This window comes from Sphingomonas ginsengisoli An et al. 2013 (assembly GCF_009363895.1).
Taxonomy (GTDB): Bacteria; Pseudomonadota; Alphaproteobacteria; order Sphingomonadales; family Sphingomonadaceae; genus Sphingomicrobium; species Sphingomicrobium ginsengisoli.
In genome coordinates this window covers 1,233,170-1,246,392 of sequence record NZ_CP045434.1, presented here as the reverse complement: position 1 = coordinate 1,246,392, position 13,223 = coordinate 1,233,170, and the positions used below count along the sequence as shown (strand labels likewise).

Sequence of the window (13,223 nt, the reverse complement as noted above, 5' to 3'; positions counted from 1 at the left end):
GGGCAACCCCGTCAGACCGCTTCGACCGTCTCCACTTCGGGGACGTAGTGGCGAATGAGGTTCTCGACGCCGCGCTTGAGCGTCACCGCCGACGACGGGCAACCGGCGCAGGCGCCCTGCATCGCGAGGTAGAGCGTGCCCGAGCGATAGCCGCGATAGACGATGTCGCCGCCGTCCTGCGCAACCGCCGGGCGGACGCGCGTCTCGAGCAGGTCGTGGATCTGCGCGACAATGTCGGCATCGGCCGGGTCTTCCTCGACCACCGTCTCGTCGGGCGCGACCTGGATGCCCGCCGCGCTGCCCGCGGCGAACAGCGGCGCGCCACTCGCAAAATGGTCGAGCAGGATCTGCAGCACGTCGAGTTCGAGCCCGGCCCAGTCGACGCCAGGTACCGCTGTCACGGAGACGAAATCGCGGCCGAAGAAGACGCCCTCGACTTCGCCGGTGCGGAACAGCGCCTCGGCCAGCGGCGAGGCGCCGGCGCTGTCGGCGTCGGGGAAATCGCGGCTGCCCGCTTCCATCACCGGCACGCCGGGCAGGAACTTCTTGGTCGCCGGGTTGGGCGTCGGGGCGGTCTCGATCAGCATGCGCGCGATGTGGCGCGCCGGTGAGCACGGATCAAGGCTTGAACGGCGGCGCGCCCATGATGACCCAGGCGGTGAAGGCGGCAGCCAGCAGCAGCGCGATGACGAGCCGGCCGGTCGACGCCGGCACGAACGGCGCGGTGCCCGCGGGAACCGTCGCTTTCCCGCGCACCATCGGCCCGACGAGGTCCTTGGCCCTCACGACGCGATAGAAAGCGATCGCGCCGATATGGAGGACGATGAAGCCCAGCAACACGTTGAACAATTGGTGGTGGATGGTCCGCGCCAACTCGCCGGTCTCGAAGTCGACCAACCGATTGAGCGGCCCGGCAACGAGGCCGTCCTCGTCGGTGGTGATCAACCCGAAATAAAGCTGCGCGGCGATCAGCCCGAGCAGCGCGACCACGCTCAGCGCGCCAAGCGGGGTGTGGCCGATGCGGTCCCAGCGATGCGCCCGGCGCAGATAGTCGATCACGCCGCGCGGACCGCGGACGAAGCCGGCGAACCGCGCCGTCGAACTACCGAAGACGCCCCACAGCAAGCGGAAGCTGACGAGGAACAGCACCCCGTAGCCGCTCCACAAATGCCAGTCGGTGTGATGATACTCCGCCGACCACCAGGAGAAGGCGACCAGCAGTACCAGGTTCCAGTGGACCAGCCGCACGGGGGCGTCCCACACCGGGGCGGCCAAAGTCGCCTCCGCCACCGGCGTGGCGGGGTCAGCCTCAGTCATCCTTGACGCGGAAGCGGTCGTGGCAGGCGCCGCAGGTCTTGCCGAGGTTGGCATGCGCCAGCTTCATCGCATTGACGTCGCTGCCTTGCGCGGCGCGGTTGAAGCCGGCGGCGGCGGTGCGGAAATTGCGCATCGCCGCGGCGAAGTCCTGCGGGTGCGCCCAGATGTCGGGCTTGGCGTGGGTCTTGCCGACGTCGGGTCCGGTGCCGACCGGGAACATTCCCGCGGTTTTGGCCGACAGCGCGTCGATCGTCGCGGCCGCGGTGCGGACCTGCGCGACATTGCCGGCATCGAGGCCTTGCTTGGCAGCCCGCATCGACTTGCCGATCAATCCCATATTCTCATGGCGGTCGTGCATCAGCGCGAGGGCGTTGTCCTTGGACAGCGGGGCGGCGGCGGCCAGCGTGGCGAGGGCAGCAAGGCCGAGCAGCAACTTCATGGAATATCCTCCCAAAGTACGGATCGCTTACCTGCCCGCGTCGGCGGGCGGCGTCCAGCTATCGTCGATCATCTTGATGATCGCACTGAAGTCGAGCCCCGCGCCGCCGCGATCGGCGAAGCGCTGATAGAGTTCCTCCGCCTCGCCGCCCATCGGCGTGTAGGCACCCGCCGCGCGTGCCGCCTCGGCGGCGAGCTTCAAATCCTTGAGCATGAGCGCGGTCGCGAACCCACCCTGATAGTCGCGGTCCGCCGGCGTTTCCGGCCCGACGCCCGGCACCGGACAATAGGACGTCATCGACCAGCTCTGCCCCGACGCCTTGGACGAGATGTCGTAAAAGGTCTGAAGGTCGAGCCCGAGCTTCTTCGCCAGCGCAAAGGTCTCGCAGGTCGCCACCATCGTCGCGCCGAGCAGCATGTTATTGCAGATCTTCGCCGCCTGGCCCGCACCCGCCTGGCCGGCGTGGATCACCGCCTTGCCCATTTGCTCGAGATAGGGCCGCGCCCGCTCGAATCCGTCATCCGACCCGCCCACCATGAAGGTCAGCGTGCCGCCCTCGGCCGCCGCGATGCCACCCGACACCGGCGCGTCGACCATCGTGTAGCCGGCGGCGGTCGCTTCCTCCTCGACGGTACGCGCTGTATCGACGTCGATGGTCGAACAATCGAGCAGGATGGCAGACGTCGGCGCCTTGCCGAACACCGCCGAGCGATAGACTTCGGCCACATGCTTGCCGGCGGGCAACATGGTGATCACCGCCTCGGCATCCTGGACGGCGGCGGACGCATCGGCCGCCCGCGTCGCGCCGCGCTCCTCGGCCTTGGCCAGCGCGGCTTCGCTGAGGTCGAACGCCCGCACTTCATGCCCCGCCTTGGCGAGGTTCGCGGCCATCCCGCCGCCCATGTTGCCCAGACCGATGAATGCTACCTTGGCCATGTTACCGCCGTCTCTTCCGCAAAAATGCTCCGATCGTCACGCCTAGGCCAGCCGGGATGATCGCGAAAGGCAGGAACCCCGGCGCCCAGAACATCCAGACGTAAATTGGCACGAAGACCAGAAACGCCAGCTCACCGAAGAGCGTGCCGACCAGCAGGGCAACCCACCAGCGGCGCAGGATGGCCGCGACCAGTCCCACTACGAGGGCCACCACCATCGCGGAAACGATGAAGGGCCCGGCGCCGTCCACTTACCGTCCCGTCCAATTCCCCGGACGCTTCTCGACGAAGGCAGCCATGCCTTCCTTTTGATCCTGCGTCCCGAACAGCCCGTGGAACAGCCGGCGTTCGAACCGGATCCCCTGGGTCAGCGACTGCTCGAGCGCGCCATTGACCATTTCCTTGACCGCGATCGCGGCGAGCGGGGGCATGGCGGCGATCTCGGCGGCGGTCTTGAGCGCCTCCTCGACCAGGCTCTCCGCCGGCACGACCTTGGCGACCAGCCCGGACCGCTCGGCTTCTTCCGCGCCCATCATCCGCCCGGTCAGGCACATCTCCATCGCCTTGGCCTTGCCGATCGCCAGCGTCAGCCGCTGCGATCCGCCCATGCCCGGGGTGACGCCCAGCTTGATCTCGGGCTGGCCGAAGCGCGCCTTGTCGCCGGCAATGATGAAGTCGGCCATCATCGCCACTTCGCACCCGCCGCCTAGCGCAAAGCCGTTGACCGCCGCGATCCATGGCTTGCGGGTTGCGGTGACCTGCTCCCAGCCAGCGAAGAAGTTCGACGAATACATGTCGGCGAAGGCTTGGGCCTGCATCTCCTTGATGTCGGCGCCCGCCGCGAACGCCTTTTCGCTGCCGGTCAGCACGAGGCAGCGCTGGCTGTCGTCCGCGTCGTAGGCGGCGAAGGCGGCGATCAGGTCCTTGAGCACCTCGCTGTTGAGCGCGTTAAGCGCTTGCGGCCGGTTGAGGGTGATGAGCGTGACGGCGTCGCGCTGCTCGACGAGGATGGTGCTGTACTCGGCCATGGATTCCTCAGGCTGAAGGGAAGGGGGTCCATTCCTCGCCGGTGGGCAAGGGCGCGAACAGCGCGTCGACGGTCGCCTCGCTGACTTGCTCGGGCTCGAGCGGGTCCCATTTGGGCGACTGATCCTTGTCGATCAGCAACGCGCGCACGCCTTCGATGAAGTCGTGGGTGCGGACCACGTGACAGGCGAGCGCATATTCGGCGCGCATCTCTTCGGCGAAATCGGTCCGCCCCGCGCCGGCGGCGAGCAGCTTCAGCGACACCTTGCACGACAGCGGGCTCTTCGTGCCCAGCGTGTTGCGCTCGGTGATCGCCCACTCCGAACCGTCGGCCTCGAGCGCATCGACCACCTCCTCGACCCGGTCGGAAGCGAACAGCCGGGCGATGGCCGGCAGATTCTTCTCGATCCGCGCCTCGGGCGGCGTCGCCGCGAACGCGCCGATGGCGCCCGCCGCGCGGCCGGGCGTCTTGGCCAGCCTCTCGAGCATCTCCGGCACGCTTGCCTGCTCGACATAATGGGTGGCGAGGCCGAGATATTTGCACTCGGCGCCATCCAGCCGCGCGCCGGTCAGCGCCATGAATTGACCGACTCGCCCCGGCAGCCGCGACAAATACCAGCCGCCGCCGACGTCCGGGAACAGGCCAATCCCCGTTTCGGGCATCGCCAGCCGCGTATTTTCGGTCGCGACGCGATATTTGCAGGGCATGGCGATGCCGACGCCGCCGCCCATCGTGATCCCGTCCATGATCGCGATGGTCGGCTTGGGACAAGTGAACAACAGGTGGTTGAGACGATATTCGGCGAAGAAGAAGCCCGCCGCATCGCGTCCGTCCGCGGCGCCGCTGCGCGCCAGCATCACCACGTCGCCGCCGGCACAGAAGCCACGGCCCTCGGCATGGTCGATCACCACCGCCTTGATCGCCGCGTCATCGCGCCACTCGAGCAGCGCGGCGGAGATCGCCTCGCACATCTCGCGGGTCAGCGCGTGGATCGCCTTGGGCCGGTTCAGCCGAATGCGACCGAGCGGCCCTTCGACCTCGATAAGGACGTCGTCGGTCACTGGCGCAGCATTTCGCGCGCGGTAATCACCCGCATGATCTGGTTGGTGCCTTCCAGGATCGAATGGACCCTCAAGTCACGCCAGAAGCGCTCGATCGGATAGTCCTGCAGATAGCCGTAGCCGCCGTGGAGCTGGAGCGCCCGGTCGACCACGCTCGAGCCGGTGTCGGTCGCCAGCCTTTTGGCCATCGCCGCGAACTTGGTCTTGTCGGGCGCATTGGCGCTGACCTTGGCCGCTGCGACATAGAGCAGCCAGCGCGCCGCCTGCAGCTCGGTCTCCATGTCGGCCAGCATGAACTGGGTGTTCTGGAAGTCGGCCAGCGCATTGCCGAACTGCTTGCGCTCCTTGGTGTAATTGACCGCCTCGTCGAGGCAGCGCTGCGCGCCGCCGAGCGAACAGGCGCCGATGTTGAGCCGCCCGCCGTCCAATCCCATCATCGCGATGCGGAAGCCCTCGCCCTCGCCGCCGACGCGGTTGGCGATCGGCACCCGCACTTCGTCGAAATTGACCTGCGCGGTGGGCTGCGAATGCCAGCCCAGCTTCTTCTCGTTGGCGCCGAAGCTGACACCGGCCATGTCCTTCTCGATCACCAGGCACGAAATGCCCTTGGGGCCGTCCTCGCCGGTGCGGACCATGGTGACGTAGATTTCGTTCTCGCCGCCGCCCGAGATGAACGCCTTGGAGCCCGACACGACATAATGGTCGCCGTCGCGCACGGCCCTGGTCTTGAGCGCCGAGGCGTCCGATCCCGACGACGGCTCGGTCAGGCAGTAGCTGCCGATCCGCTCCATCGTTATCATCGACGGGAGATACTTCTCCTTGACCTCCGGCCCGCCGAAGCGGTCGATCATCCACGACGCCATGTTGTGGATCGAGATGAAGGCGCTGGTCGAAGGGCAGCCATAGGCCATCGCCTCCATAATCAGCGCCGCCTCGAGCCGTCCGAGCCCGATCCCGCCGCTCTCCTCGGAGACATAGATCGCTCCGAAACCCAGTTCGGCGGCCTGGCGGATCGTCGCCTTGGGGAAGATGTGCTTCTCGTCCCACTCGGCCGCATGGGGAGTGATCTCGGCGGCCGTGAACTGGCGCGCCATCTCCTGGATCTGCTGCTGATCCTCGGTGAGCTCGAATTGCTGCATGGCGCCGGCCCTAGCCCCCTCATCGGCGAGTTTCCAGAGCGGCCGGGCGAAAGACGGGTCCGCGCTTACGGCACGGTGTCCGTCAGCGAGCCAGCAACGCCTCGGCCTCGATCTCGACCCGCCATTCGTCGCGCAGTAGCGCCGCAACGACGACCATCGTCGCGGCCGGCCGCACGTCGCCGAACAATTCGCCATGCACCGCGCCGACCGCATCGGCGTCGGCCGGATCGGTGATGTACATCCGCGTCCGCACCACGTCGGCGGCGGTCCCGCCGAGTTCCTCGATCGCGGTCAGGATGATGGTGAAGCACCGCCTCGCCTGGGCGGCTGCGTCACCTGGGGTGGATGACCCGTCGGGCTCGACCGGCGCCGTGCCCGAGATGAGGATTGGGTCCCCGACGCGGACGGCGCGGGAGAAGCCGTAGGCGATTTCGTAAGGAGAGGGGCCGGTTGTGCGCGACCGGGCCGTCACGGGACTAAATTCCGTGACGTCGATCCTGTCAGCCTTGGCGGCTGCAGGTCGGCCGGCCGTCGCGGTCGTAGGCAGAACGTCGCTCGCTTCGCTGCGCTCATGTTCTGCTCCGCCGCTCCGGCTCACCCCATCGTCGGAATGATGAACGCATTCGCCGCGTCACCCACGCCGCCGTCGGGCCAGCGCTGGGTGACGACCTTGGTCTTGGTCCAGAAGCGCAAGCCTTCCTGCCCATATTGCCCGATGTCGCCGAAGCCCGAGCGCTTCCACCCGCCGAAGCTGTGATAGCTGACCGGCACCGGGATCGGCACGTTGACGCCCACCATCCCGACATTGACCCGGCTGACGAACTCGCGCGCGGCGTGGCCGTTGCGGGTGAAGATGGCGACGCCGTTGCCATAGTCGTGCTCGCTCGGCAGCCGCACCGCTTCCTCGAAGTCGGCCGCGCGGACCATCTGTAGGACGGGGCCGAAGATCTCCTCCTTGTACGAGCGCATGTCGGTGGTGACATGGTCGAAGAAGGTCGGGCCGACGAAGAAGCCCTTCTCATTGCCCTGAAGCGAGAAGCCACGGCCGTCGACGACCAGCTCGCCGCCCTCGTCGACACACATCTGGATGTAGCTCTCAACCTTTTCCTTGTGTGCCTGGCTGACCACCGGGCCGTAATGCGCCTCGGCATCGGTCGAGACACCGACCCGCAGGGCCTCGATGGCGGGGATCAGCTTCTCGCGCAGGCGGTCGGCGGTCTCTTCGCCGACCGGCACCACCACCGGCAGCGCCATGCAGCGCTCGCCGGCCGAGCCAAAGGCCGCGCCCGTCAGGTCGGTGACCACCTGGTCGAGGTCGGCGTCGGGCATGACGATGCCGTGGTTTTTGGCGCCACCAAATGCCTGCACGCGCTTCCCGTTGGCGGTGCCGCGGCTGTAAATGTACTGCGCGATGTCGGAGGAGCCGACGAAACTGATCCCCGCGATGTCGGGGTGGTCGAGGATGGCGTCGACCATCTCTTTGTCGCCGTGCACGACGTTGAGGATGCCGTCGGGGAGCCCCGCTTCCTGCATCAGCTCGGCCAGCCGCACCGGCACGCTCGGATCGCGCTCGCTGGGCTTGAGGATGAAGGCGTTGCCGCAGGCGATCGCCATGCCGAACATCCACATCGGGATCATCGCGGGGAAGTTGAACGGGGTGATCCCCGCGCCGATGCCGAGCGGCTGGCGCAGCGAATAGACGTCGATCCCCGGACCGGCTCCTTGCGTATATTCGCCCTTCAGCGCCTGCGGGATCCCGCACGTATATTCGATCACTTCCAGCCCGCGCTGGATGTCGCCCTTTGCGTCGGCGACGACCTTGCCATGCTCGCTCGACAAGAGCTCGGCGAGCTCCTGCATGTGCTGCTCGATCAGCTCCTTGTAGCGGAACATCACCCGCGCCCGGCGCTGCGGATTGGTCGCGGCCCACGCCGGCTGCGCCGCCTTGGCGGCATCGACCGCCTTCTGCAGCTCGCTGACGGTGCCGAGCCGGACAGTCGCCTGGACCGCGCCCTCCGACGGGTTGAACACCTCGGCCTGACGCTCGCCGGCCGCGTGGCTGCCGCCGCCGATGAAATGATCGATGCTACGCATGGGGGTCTCCTCTTGGGCTGAGCCCCTAGCCAAGCCGAGCCGCCGATGCCAGTGAGTCGGGCCGAGGAGTTCCTAGCCCATGCGTTCGATTGCGTTGCTGCCGCTCATCCTGCTCGCCGCGCCCGCCGCCGCGCAGACCACCGCTCAGGACCAGCGCCTTCAGGCCACCGTCGACCAGGTCAGTCAGCAGCGAATCTATGACACGGTCGCGCGGCTGGTCGCCTTCGGCACCCGCCACACGCTCTCGTCGCAGACCGATAAGAAGCGCGGCATCGGGGCGGCGGTCCGCTGGGCCGAGTCCGAGCTCAAGAAGGACGGTCTCCAGACTCTCCAGACCTGCGACATCGTCCAGCCGCAGGCCCGCGTGCCGGTCCCGACGAAAGTCTGCAACGCGGTGGGCATCCAGCGCGGGACCGAGCGACCCAACGACGTCGTCATCATCACCGGCCACATCGACAGCCGGGTCACCGACATCATGAACGTCGACGCGGTCGAGCCCGGCGCCAACGACGACGGCTCGGGCACCGCCGCGGTGCTCGAGTCGGCCCGTGTCCTCTCGAGGCAGAAATTTCCCGGCACCATCGTCTACGCCGCGCTTTCGGGCGAGGAGCAGGGGCTGCTCGGCGGCAAGATTTTGGCGGACTATGCCAAGGCGCAGGGTTGGAACGTCATCGCCAATCTCAACAACGACATCATCGGCAACTCGTGTGGTTCGGACGGCGTCTGCAACGACAAGGTCGTCCGGGTTTTTTCCGAGGGCCCGCGCTGGCAGGGGCATGAAGAGCTCGCGAAGGCGATCCGCAGCCTCGGCGGCGAAAACGACTCGCCCAGCCGCAATATCAGCCGCTTCCTCGACCGCCTTGCCGAGCGCCTCCCCGGCATCGGGCTCGACGTCATGCAGGTCTGGCGCAACGACCGTTTCGGCCGGGGCGGCGACCACACCGAATTCCTCAACAACGGCTTTCCCGCCGTCCGCCTCTCGGTCGCGGTCGAGAATTACGACCAGCAGCACCAGGACCTGCGGACCGAAGGCGGCAAGGTCAATGGCGACACCATCGACAAGATGGACTTCCCTTACCTCACCAAAGTCGTGAAGCTGAACACCGCCGCGCTTATGGCCCTGGCCATGGCTCCCCCGCCGCCGGAGGCGAAGGTGGAAGGCGCGGTCAGTACGGACACGCACGTGACCTGGCGCCAAGTGCCCGGCGCCAATTCCTACGTCATTCGCTGGCGGCGAACGGACGCGAATCAGTGGCAGGAGTCCAGCCCAGCGGACAACAGTTGCGCGCCAAAAGAGACCCCGCCGAACTGCACGGGCTACGTCGATTTGCGCCACGTCCGCGTCGACGACTGGGTGTTCGGCGTTTCCTCCGTCAGCGCCGACGGTTGGGAAAGCCCCGTCGCTAGTGCGGTCCCCGGCGGCGCGTTCAAGCCCTACGTCGCCCCGCCGCCCAAGCCCTGACGCACCCGCTTGCGGGTCCGCAGACGCTGACTTAGCTTTCCGCCCCTGACCAGGGAGGGGAAAGCCATGATCGTCACCACCACCGAGAATGTCGCCGGCCACCGCACCGTGGAAGCCTTCGGCCAGGTGTTCGGCGTGGTCGTCCGCAGCCGCAGCCTCGGCGGCAACCTCGCCGCAGCCATCCGCTCGATCGGCGGGGGCGAGATCAAGGAATATACTGCGCTGGTCGAGGAGACCCGCCGCCACGCGATCGACCGCCTCGTCCAGAACGCCACCGCAATGGGCACCAACGCGGTGGTGATGATGCGCTTCGACAGCGGCGAGATCGGTCAGACGATGAGCGAGGTGGTCGCCTACGGCACCGCCGTCCGCGTCGAGCCGCAATGAGCGCTCTCCTCGTGTGGCTGGTGATCGGCCTGGTGGCGGTCGTCACCGTCCTGCTCGAGCGGCGCTACCGCCACCCGGCCGCCGGCGCGCCGCTCGGCCCCGGCTGGACCCGCACCGGCGAGCGCTTCGTCGATCCCGAGACCGGCCTCCTCACCGAAGTCTGGTTCGAGCGCGCGAGCGGGGAGCGCCGCTACGTCGCCGTCGCCGACCAACCCTAGAAGCGCAAGCTCATCCCGACCATTGCGGGCGGCGCGGCGCCGGTTCGCCGGTGATGGGTCAGCAGCAGCCCGCCCGCCTCGCCGATCACCGCGCCGACCACCACGTCGTGGACATAATGCTTGTCGGCCTTGACCCGCGCCAGCCCGGTGAAGGCCGCCAGCAATGTCGCCGGCGCGCCCGCCTTCCAGCCGTAGCGCTGCTGCAGGCTGGCGGCGGCGGCGAAGCTCATCGACGTGTGTCCCGACGGAAAGCTCATCCGATTGCTCCCGTCAGGCCGCGTTTCCGGTATGGCCCATTTGAGCGCCTGGGTGATCGCGCCCGCCGCGCCGATCGACAAGGCGGCTTGCCCGACCCCGTCCCAGTCGCCGTGACCCGCCGGCACCACGAAGCTCATCCCGAAGGTGAGGTTACGCGAGATGTTGCTGGCACTGTTCCAGCCGGCCGGGCTGGCCGCGGCGGGAGTTGCGCCCACCAGCGACGCCGCCGCAAGCGGTATTGCGACGAAGGCAAGCCGCGCTCTTGAGCAAGTCATGCCGGTCAGCCTAGGCTCTCCCGGTCCTTGGAGGAACATAGCCTTGCGTCACCTCATCGCCTGCCTGCTCGCCGGTCTCGCCATCCCTGCCGCCGCGGCGCCGTCGCCGCTCGCGACCCCGAGCAAGCTCGACCCTGCCTGGCAGGCCCGAACACGCGCCTTCCTCCAGCAGACCATCGAAATCCCAAGCGTGGTCCAGCGCGGCCAGGTCCCGGCGATGGCCAATCTCGTCGCCGCCAAGCTCCGCGAAGCCGGCTTCCCCGCCGACTCGATCCGCATCCTGCCCTACGAAGGCCTGCCCGGCGACAAGACCGCCGCGCTGCTGTTCCGCTGGAAGGCCGAGCATCCGACCAAGAAGCCGATGATGGTCATCGGCCACATGGACGTGGTCGAGGCCAAGCGCGAGGATTGGGAGCGCGATCCCTTCAAGTTCGTCGAGGAAGGCGGTTATTTCTACGGCCGCGGCGCGTCGGACATGAAGAACGGCATCGTCGCCACCACCCTCGCGCTCGCCAAGCTCAAGGCCGAAGGGTTCAAGCCCGACCGCGACATCGTGCTCTTCTTCACCGGCGACGAAGAGACGATGCAGAACGGCGCACTCAAAGGCTCGACCGAGTGGAAGAGCCTGCTCGACAGCGAGTTCGCGCTCAACGCCGACGGCGGCGGCGGGGCCTTTGATAAGACCGGCCGACCGCTCGGCTATGCGCTCGACGCTGCAGAAAAGACCTACCAGACCTATTTCTTCACCGTCCACAACCGCGGCGGCCACAGCTCGCGCCCGCGCCCGGACAATGCGATCTACGAGCTCGCCGACGCGCTGAAGAAGCTCCAGGGCTACCGCTTCGCCCCAGCGCTCAACGACGTCACGCGCGCCTACTTCCAGGCGCGCCAGCTCGACGAGAAGGGGCCGCTCGGCGACGCCATGCGCCGCTGGCTCGCCAACCCCAATGACGGCGCCGCCGCCGACGCGATCGAGGCCAATGAGCTCGAGACCGGCAAGACTCGCACCCGCTGCGTCGCGACCATGCTCAGCGGGGGCCATGCCGACAATGCGCTGGCCCAAACCGCCAAGGCCACCGTCAACTGCCGGATCATGCCCGGCGAGGAGCCGCGCGCGGTCCAGGCCGAACTGCAGGCCCTGGTCGGCAAGGGGGTCGAGATCACCCCCGACGGCACCTTCATCGGCAAGCCCACCCCGGTGCCCGCGATCCGTTCCGACGTCCTCGCCGCCTACACCGCCGCGGTTCGCCAGCTGCGCGGCCCGGCGATGCGGGTCATCCCCAGCATGGCGACCGGCACCAGCGACGCCAGCTTCTTCCGCTCCGGCGGAATTCCGACCTACGGGGTCGACGGCAGCTGGGGCATCAGCCCCGACGACGAGCGGGCGCACGGCCTCAACGAACGCATCCCGGTCGCCGCCGCCTACGACGACGTGCTCCACTGGGAGATCATGATCCGCCAGCTCGCCAGCGGGCGCTGAGCCGAACGACAAAGGGGGAGGGGATGGGGGAAGCGTCCGACCTGTTCGATGCGGAGCCGCTCGCCAAGCATCTCGAGCGGCACCATTACGACCGGCTGCTGATGCTGTCCGACGGTGTTTTCGCGATCGCCATCACCCTGCTCGCGCTCGAGCTCAAGATTCCTGAACATTGGGACGGAACTGTCGCCGATCTCCTCCGCCAGTCGGGCCGCTCGATGTTCGGCTATTTGTTCGGCTTTCTCGTCGTCGGCATCTTCTGGATAAACCATCGCCGGATGTTCGCGCGGCTGATCCGCGCCGACATGCCGCTGACGATCATCAACCTCTTGCTGCTGTGCCTGGTCGCGCTCGCGCCGGCGGTCGCCGAGCTGTTCGCCATGCACGGTCCGCACCTCGGCAACCCCTATTATTTCACCCTGTTCGCCGCGATCGGCGTCGTGCAGCTGATGCTGTGGCTCTACGCCGCCTTCATCGGCAAGCTTGGTCACCCTGCGCTCACGCAGCTTCAGCTCAAGCTCGAAGCGGTGGTGCTTGCCATCCCCGGAATGGTCGGGGCGCTGCTCGCCATCTCGATCGCGCTCGGCCTCTACGACCGGTTCGCCGGGCCGCTCATCCTCTTGGTGGTGGTGCCGGCGGCGTGGCTACGCCGCCGGCTCCGTCGTCGGATCGCCGCTGCCTAGCGCAGGACGGACTGGATGATCGACTGGACGATCTGGGTCGTCGGGTCGACGCCGTACAACTGACCGTCATTGTAGTAATAACGGTAGTTGCGGTTCAGATTATACTGGCGGCGGACGCTATACGGGATCGAATTGTACGAATAGGCGCGATAGCCGTAGTCCGGCGCGTAACGCATTCCGCGCGACAGGCGGCGGGCCTGGCCCGGCGGCAGGCAGCCATTGTGCTTCTTGGCGAGACCCGGCGGGCAGCCGCGATCGTTCCAGCCATAATTGCCGCGGTCGCGGTCGTGGCCCCGGCCGTGACCGGGGTCGGCGGCAGCCGGCGCCGCGATCGCGGCGAGCGACGCGCCCGCAATGACCAATGCGATTTTCATGCGATGTTCCTCTTAGGTAACGCGGGAATCCGCGTCTGATGAGGGCGTAACTCGCGAGCCGGGTAGCGGTTGCCCGA

At 67.5% G+C, this 13,223-nt stretch carries 17 protein-coding genes; 5 read left to right on the top strand and 12 right to left on the bottom strand.

What is annotated here, in order from left to right; genetic code table 11:
* Positions 1-11: 11 nt before the first annotated feature.
* The 10 genes from GCU42_RS06065 to GCU42_RS06020 all read right to left on the bottom strand — a co-directional run bounded on the left by GCU42_RS06065 (position 12) and on the right by GCU42_RS06020 (position 8,012).
* On the bottom strand, positions 12-587 hold the full coding sequence (locus GCU42_RS06065; protein ID WP_114226702.1) for a NifU family protein: 576 nt from the start codon (positions 585-587) through the stop codon (positions 12-14).
* A gap of 31 nt (positions 588-618) precedes the next feature.
* Positions 619-1,317 carry a cytochrome b/b6 domain-containing protein gene (locus tag GCU42_RS06060; RefSeq protein WP_162789151.1) on the bottom strand — a complete coding sequence of 233 codons (699 nt, stop codon included), beginning with the start codon at positions 1,315-1,317 and terminating at the stop codon, positions 619-621.
* The gene (locus tag GCU42_RS06055) at positions 1,310-1,756 is read right to left on the bottom strand and encodes a c-type cytochrome (protein ID WP_114226700.1); all 447 of its coding nucleotides are present in this window, start codon (positions 1,754-1,756) and stop codon (positions 1,310-1,312) included. The genes GCU42_RS06060 and GCU42_RS06055 overlap by 8 nt, the downstream gene beginning before the upstream one ends.
* A 27-nt stretch (positions 1,757-1,783) precedes the next feature.
* A complete protein-coding gene (gene mmsB / locus GCU42_RS06050; protein ID WP_114226699.1) occupies positions 1,784-2,692 on the bottom strand; it encodes a 3-hydroxyisobutyrate dehydrogenase in 909 nt (302 codons plus the stop codon).
* 1 nt (position 2,693) lies between these two features.
* Positions 2,694-2,942 carry a hypothetical protein gene (locus GCU42_RS06045; protein ID WP_114226698.1) on the bottom strand — a complete coding sequence of 83 codons (249 nt, stop codon included), beginning with the start codon at positions 2,940-2,942 and terminating at the stop codon, positions 2,694-2,696.
* Positions 2,943-3,719, bottom strand: a complete 777-nt coding sequence (locus GCU42_RS06040) for an enoyl-CoA hydratase (RefSeq protein ID WP_114226697.1) — start codon at positions 3,717-3,719, stop codon at positions 2,943-2,945.
* Positions 3,720-3,726: 7 nt separating this feature from the next.
* Complete coding sequence (locus GCU42_RS06035) at positions 3,727-4,779, bottom strand: enoyl-CoA hydratase/isomerase family protein (RefSeq protein ID WP_114226696.1); 1,053 nt, start codon at positions 4,777-4,779, stop codon at positions 3,727-3,729.
* Complete coding sequence (locus GCU42_RS06030; protein ID WP_114226695.1) at positions 4,776-5,918, bottom strand: acyl-CoA dehydrogenase family protein; 1,143 nt, start codon at positions 5,916-5,918, stop codon at positions 4,776-4,778. The genes GCU42_RS06035 and GCU42_RS06030 overlap by 4 nt, the downstream gene beginning before the upstream one ends.
* Before the next feature lie 82 nt (positions 5,919-6,000).
* Positions 6,001-6,390 carry a RidA family protein gene (locus tag GCU42_RS06025; RefSeq protein ID WP_114226694.1) on the bottom strand — a complete coding sequence of 130 codons (390 nt, stop codon included), beginning with the start codon at positions 6,388-6,390 and terminating at the stop codon, positions 6,001-6,003.
* 122 nt (positions 6,391-6,512) lie between these two features.
* Entirely contained in the window at positions 6,513-8,012 is a 1,500-nt protein-coding gene (locus GCU42_RS06020; RefSeq protein ID WP_114226693.1) for a CoA-acylating methylmalonate-semialdehyde dehydrogenase, read from the bottom strand.
* A gap of 79 nt (positions 8,013-8,091) precedes the next feature.
* Between GCU42_RS06020 and GCU42_RS06015 the strand changes: the two genes are divergently transcribed.
* The 3 genes from GCU42_RS06015 (at position 8,092) to GCU42_RS06005 (ending at position 10,079) form a co-directional block, all read left to right on the top strand.
* Positions 8,092-9,474 (top strand): M28 family peptidase, encoded by a 1,383-nt coding sequence (locus GCU42_RS06015; RefSeq protein WP_114226692.1) that lies wholly within the window; start codon positions 8,092-8,094, stop codon positions 9,472-9,474.
* A 66-nt stretch (positions 9,475-9,540) separates the two neighbouring features.
* Complete coding sequence (locus GCU42_RS06010) at positions 9,541-9,861, top strand: heavy metal-binding domain-containing protein (RefSeq protein WP_114226691.1); 321 nt, start codon at positions 9,541-9,543, stop codon at positions 9,859-9,861.
* Positions 9,858-10,079: a hypothetical protein gene (locus GCU42_RS06005; protein ID WP_114226690.1), complete on the top strand. Its 222-nt coding sequence runs from the start codon at positions 9,858-9,860 to the stop codon at positions 10,077-10,079. The genes GCU42_RS06010 and GCU42_RS06005 overlap by 4 nt, the downstream gene beginning before the upstream one ends.
* Here the strand turns inward: GCU42_RS06005 and GCU42_RS06000 are convergent.
* Complete coding sequence (locus tag GCU42_RS06000; protein WP_162789150.1) at positions 10,076-10,552, bottom strand: phosphatase PAP2 family protein; 477 nt, start codon at positions 10,550-10,552, stop codon at positions 10,076-10,078. The two genes, GCU42_RS06005 and GCU42_RS06000, sit on opposite strands and share 4 nt — an antisense overlap.
* A 103-nt stretch (positions 10,553-10,655) precedes the next feature.
* Here GCU42_RS06000 and GCU42_RS05995 point away from each other — a divergent pair, with 103 nt between their 5' ends.
* The gene (locus tag GCU42_RS05995) at positions 10,656-12,092 is read left to right on the top strand and encodes a M20/M25/M40 family metallo-hydrolase (RefSeq protein ID WP_162789149.1); all 1,437 of its coding nucleotides are present in this window, start codon (positions 10,656-10,658) and stop codon (positions 12,090-12,092) included.
* Between the two features lie 23 nt (positions 12,093-12,115).
* Complete coding sequence (locus tag GCU42_RS05990; RefSeq protein ID WP_114226688.1) at positions 12,116-12,772, top strand: TMEM175 family protein; 657 nt, start codon at positions 12,116-12,118, stop codon at positions 12,770-12,772.
* Here the strand turns inward: GCU42_RS05990 and GCU42_RS05985 are convergent.
* Positions 12,769-13,146 carry a hypothetical protein gene (locus tag GCU42_RS05985; RefSeq protein WP_114226687.1) on the bottom strand — a complete coding sequence of 126 codons (378 nt, stop codon included), beginning with the start codon at positions 13,144-13,146 and terminating at the stop codon, positions 12,769-12,771. The two genes, GCU42_RS05990 and GCU42_RS05985, sit on opposite strands and share 4 nt — an antisense overlap.
* Positions 13,147-13,223 lie beyond the last annotated feature (77 nt).

Bases quoted from the DNA above. Each gene is read 5' to 3' on its own strand.
- GCU42_RS06065 (WP_114226702.1), bottom strand. From the start codon at position 587: ATGCTGATCGAGACCGCCCCGACGCCCAACCCGGCGACCAAGAAGTTC.
- GCU42_RS06060 (WP_162789151.1), bottom strand. From the start codon at position 1,317: ATGACTGAGGCTGACCCCGCCACGCCGGTGGCGGAGGCGACTTTGGCC.
- GCU42_RS06055 (WP_114226700.1), bottom strand. From the start codon at position 1,756: ATGAAGTTGCTGCTCGGCCTTGCTGCCCTCGCCACGCTGGCCGCCGCC.
- mmsB (WP_114226699.1), bottom strand. From the start codon at position 2,692: ATGGCCAAGGTAGCATTCATCGGTCTGGGCAACATGGGCGGCGGGATG.
- GCU42_RS06040 (WP_114226697.1), bottom strand. From the start codon at position 3,719: ATGGCCGAGTACAGCACCATCCTCGTCGAGCAGCGCGACGCCGTCACG.
- GCU42_RS06030 (WP_114226695.1), bottom strand. From the start codon at position 5,918: ATGCAGCAATTCGAGCTCACCGAGGATCAGCAGCAGATCCAGGAGATG.
- GCU42_RS06020 (WP_114226693.1), bottom strand. From the start codon at position 8,012: ATGCGTAGCATCGATCATTTCATCGGCGGCGGCAGCCACGCGGCCGGC.
- GCU42_RS06015 (WP_114226692.1), top strand. From the start codon at position 8,092: ATGCGTTCGATTGCGTTGCTGCCGCTCATCCTGCTCGCCGCGCCCGCC.
- GCU42_RS06010 (WP_114226691.1), top strand. From the start codon at position 9,541: ATGATCGTCACCACCACCGAGAATGTCGCCGGCCACCGCACCGTGGAA.
- GCU42_RS06005 (WP_114226690.1), top strand. From the start codon at position 9,858: ATGAGCGCTCTCCTCGTGTGGCTGGTGATCGGCCTGGTGGCGGTCGTC.
- GCU42_RS05990 (WP_114226688.1), top strand. From the start codon at position 12,116: ATGGGGGAAGCGTCCGACCTGTTCGATGCGGAGCCGCTCGCCAAGCAT.
- GCU42_RS05985 (WP_114226687.1), bottom strand. From the start codon at position 13,146: ATGAAAATCGCATTGGTCATTGCGGGCGCGTCGCTCGCCGCGATCGCG.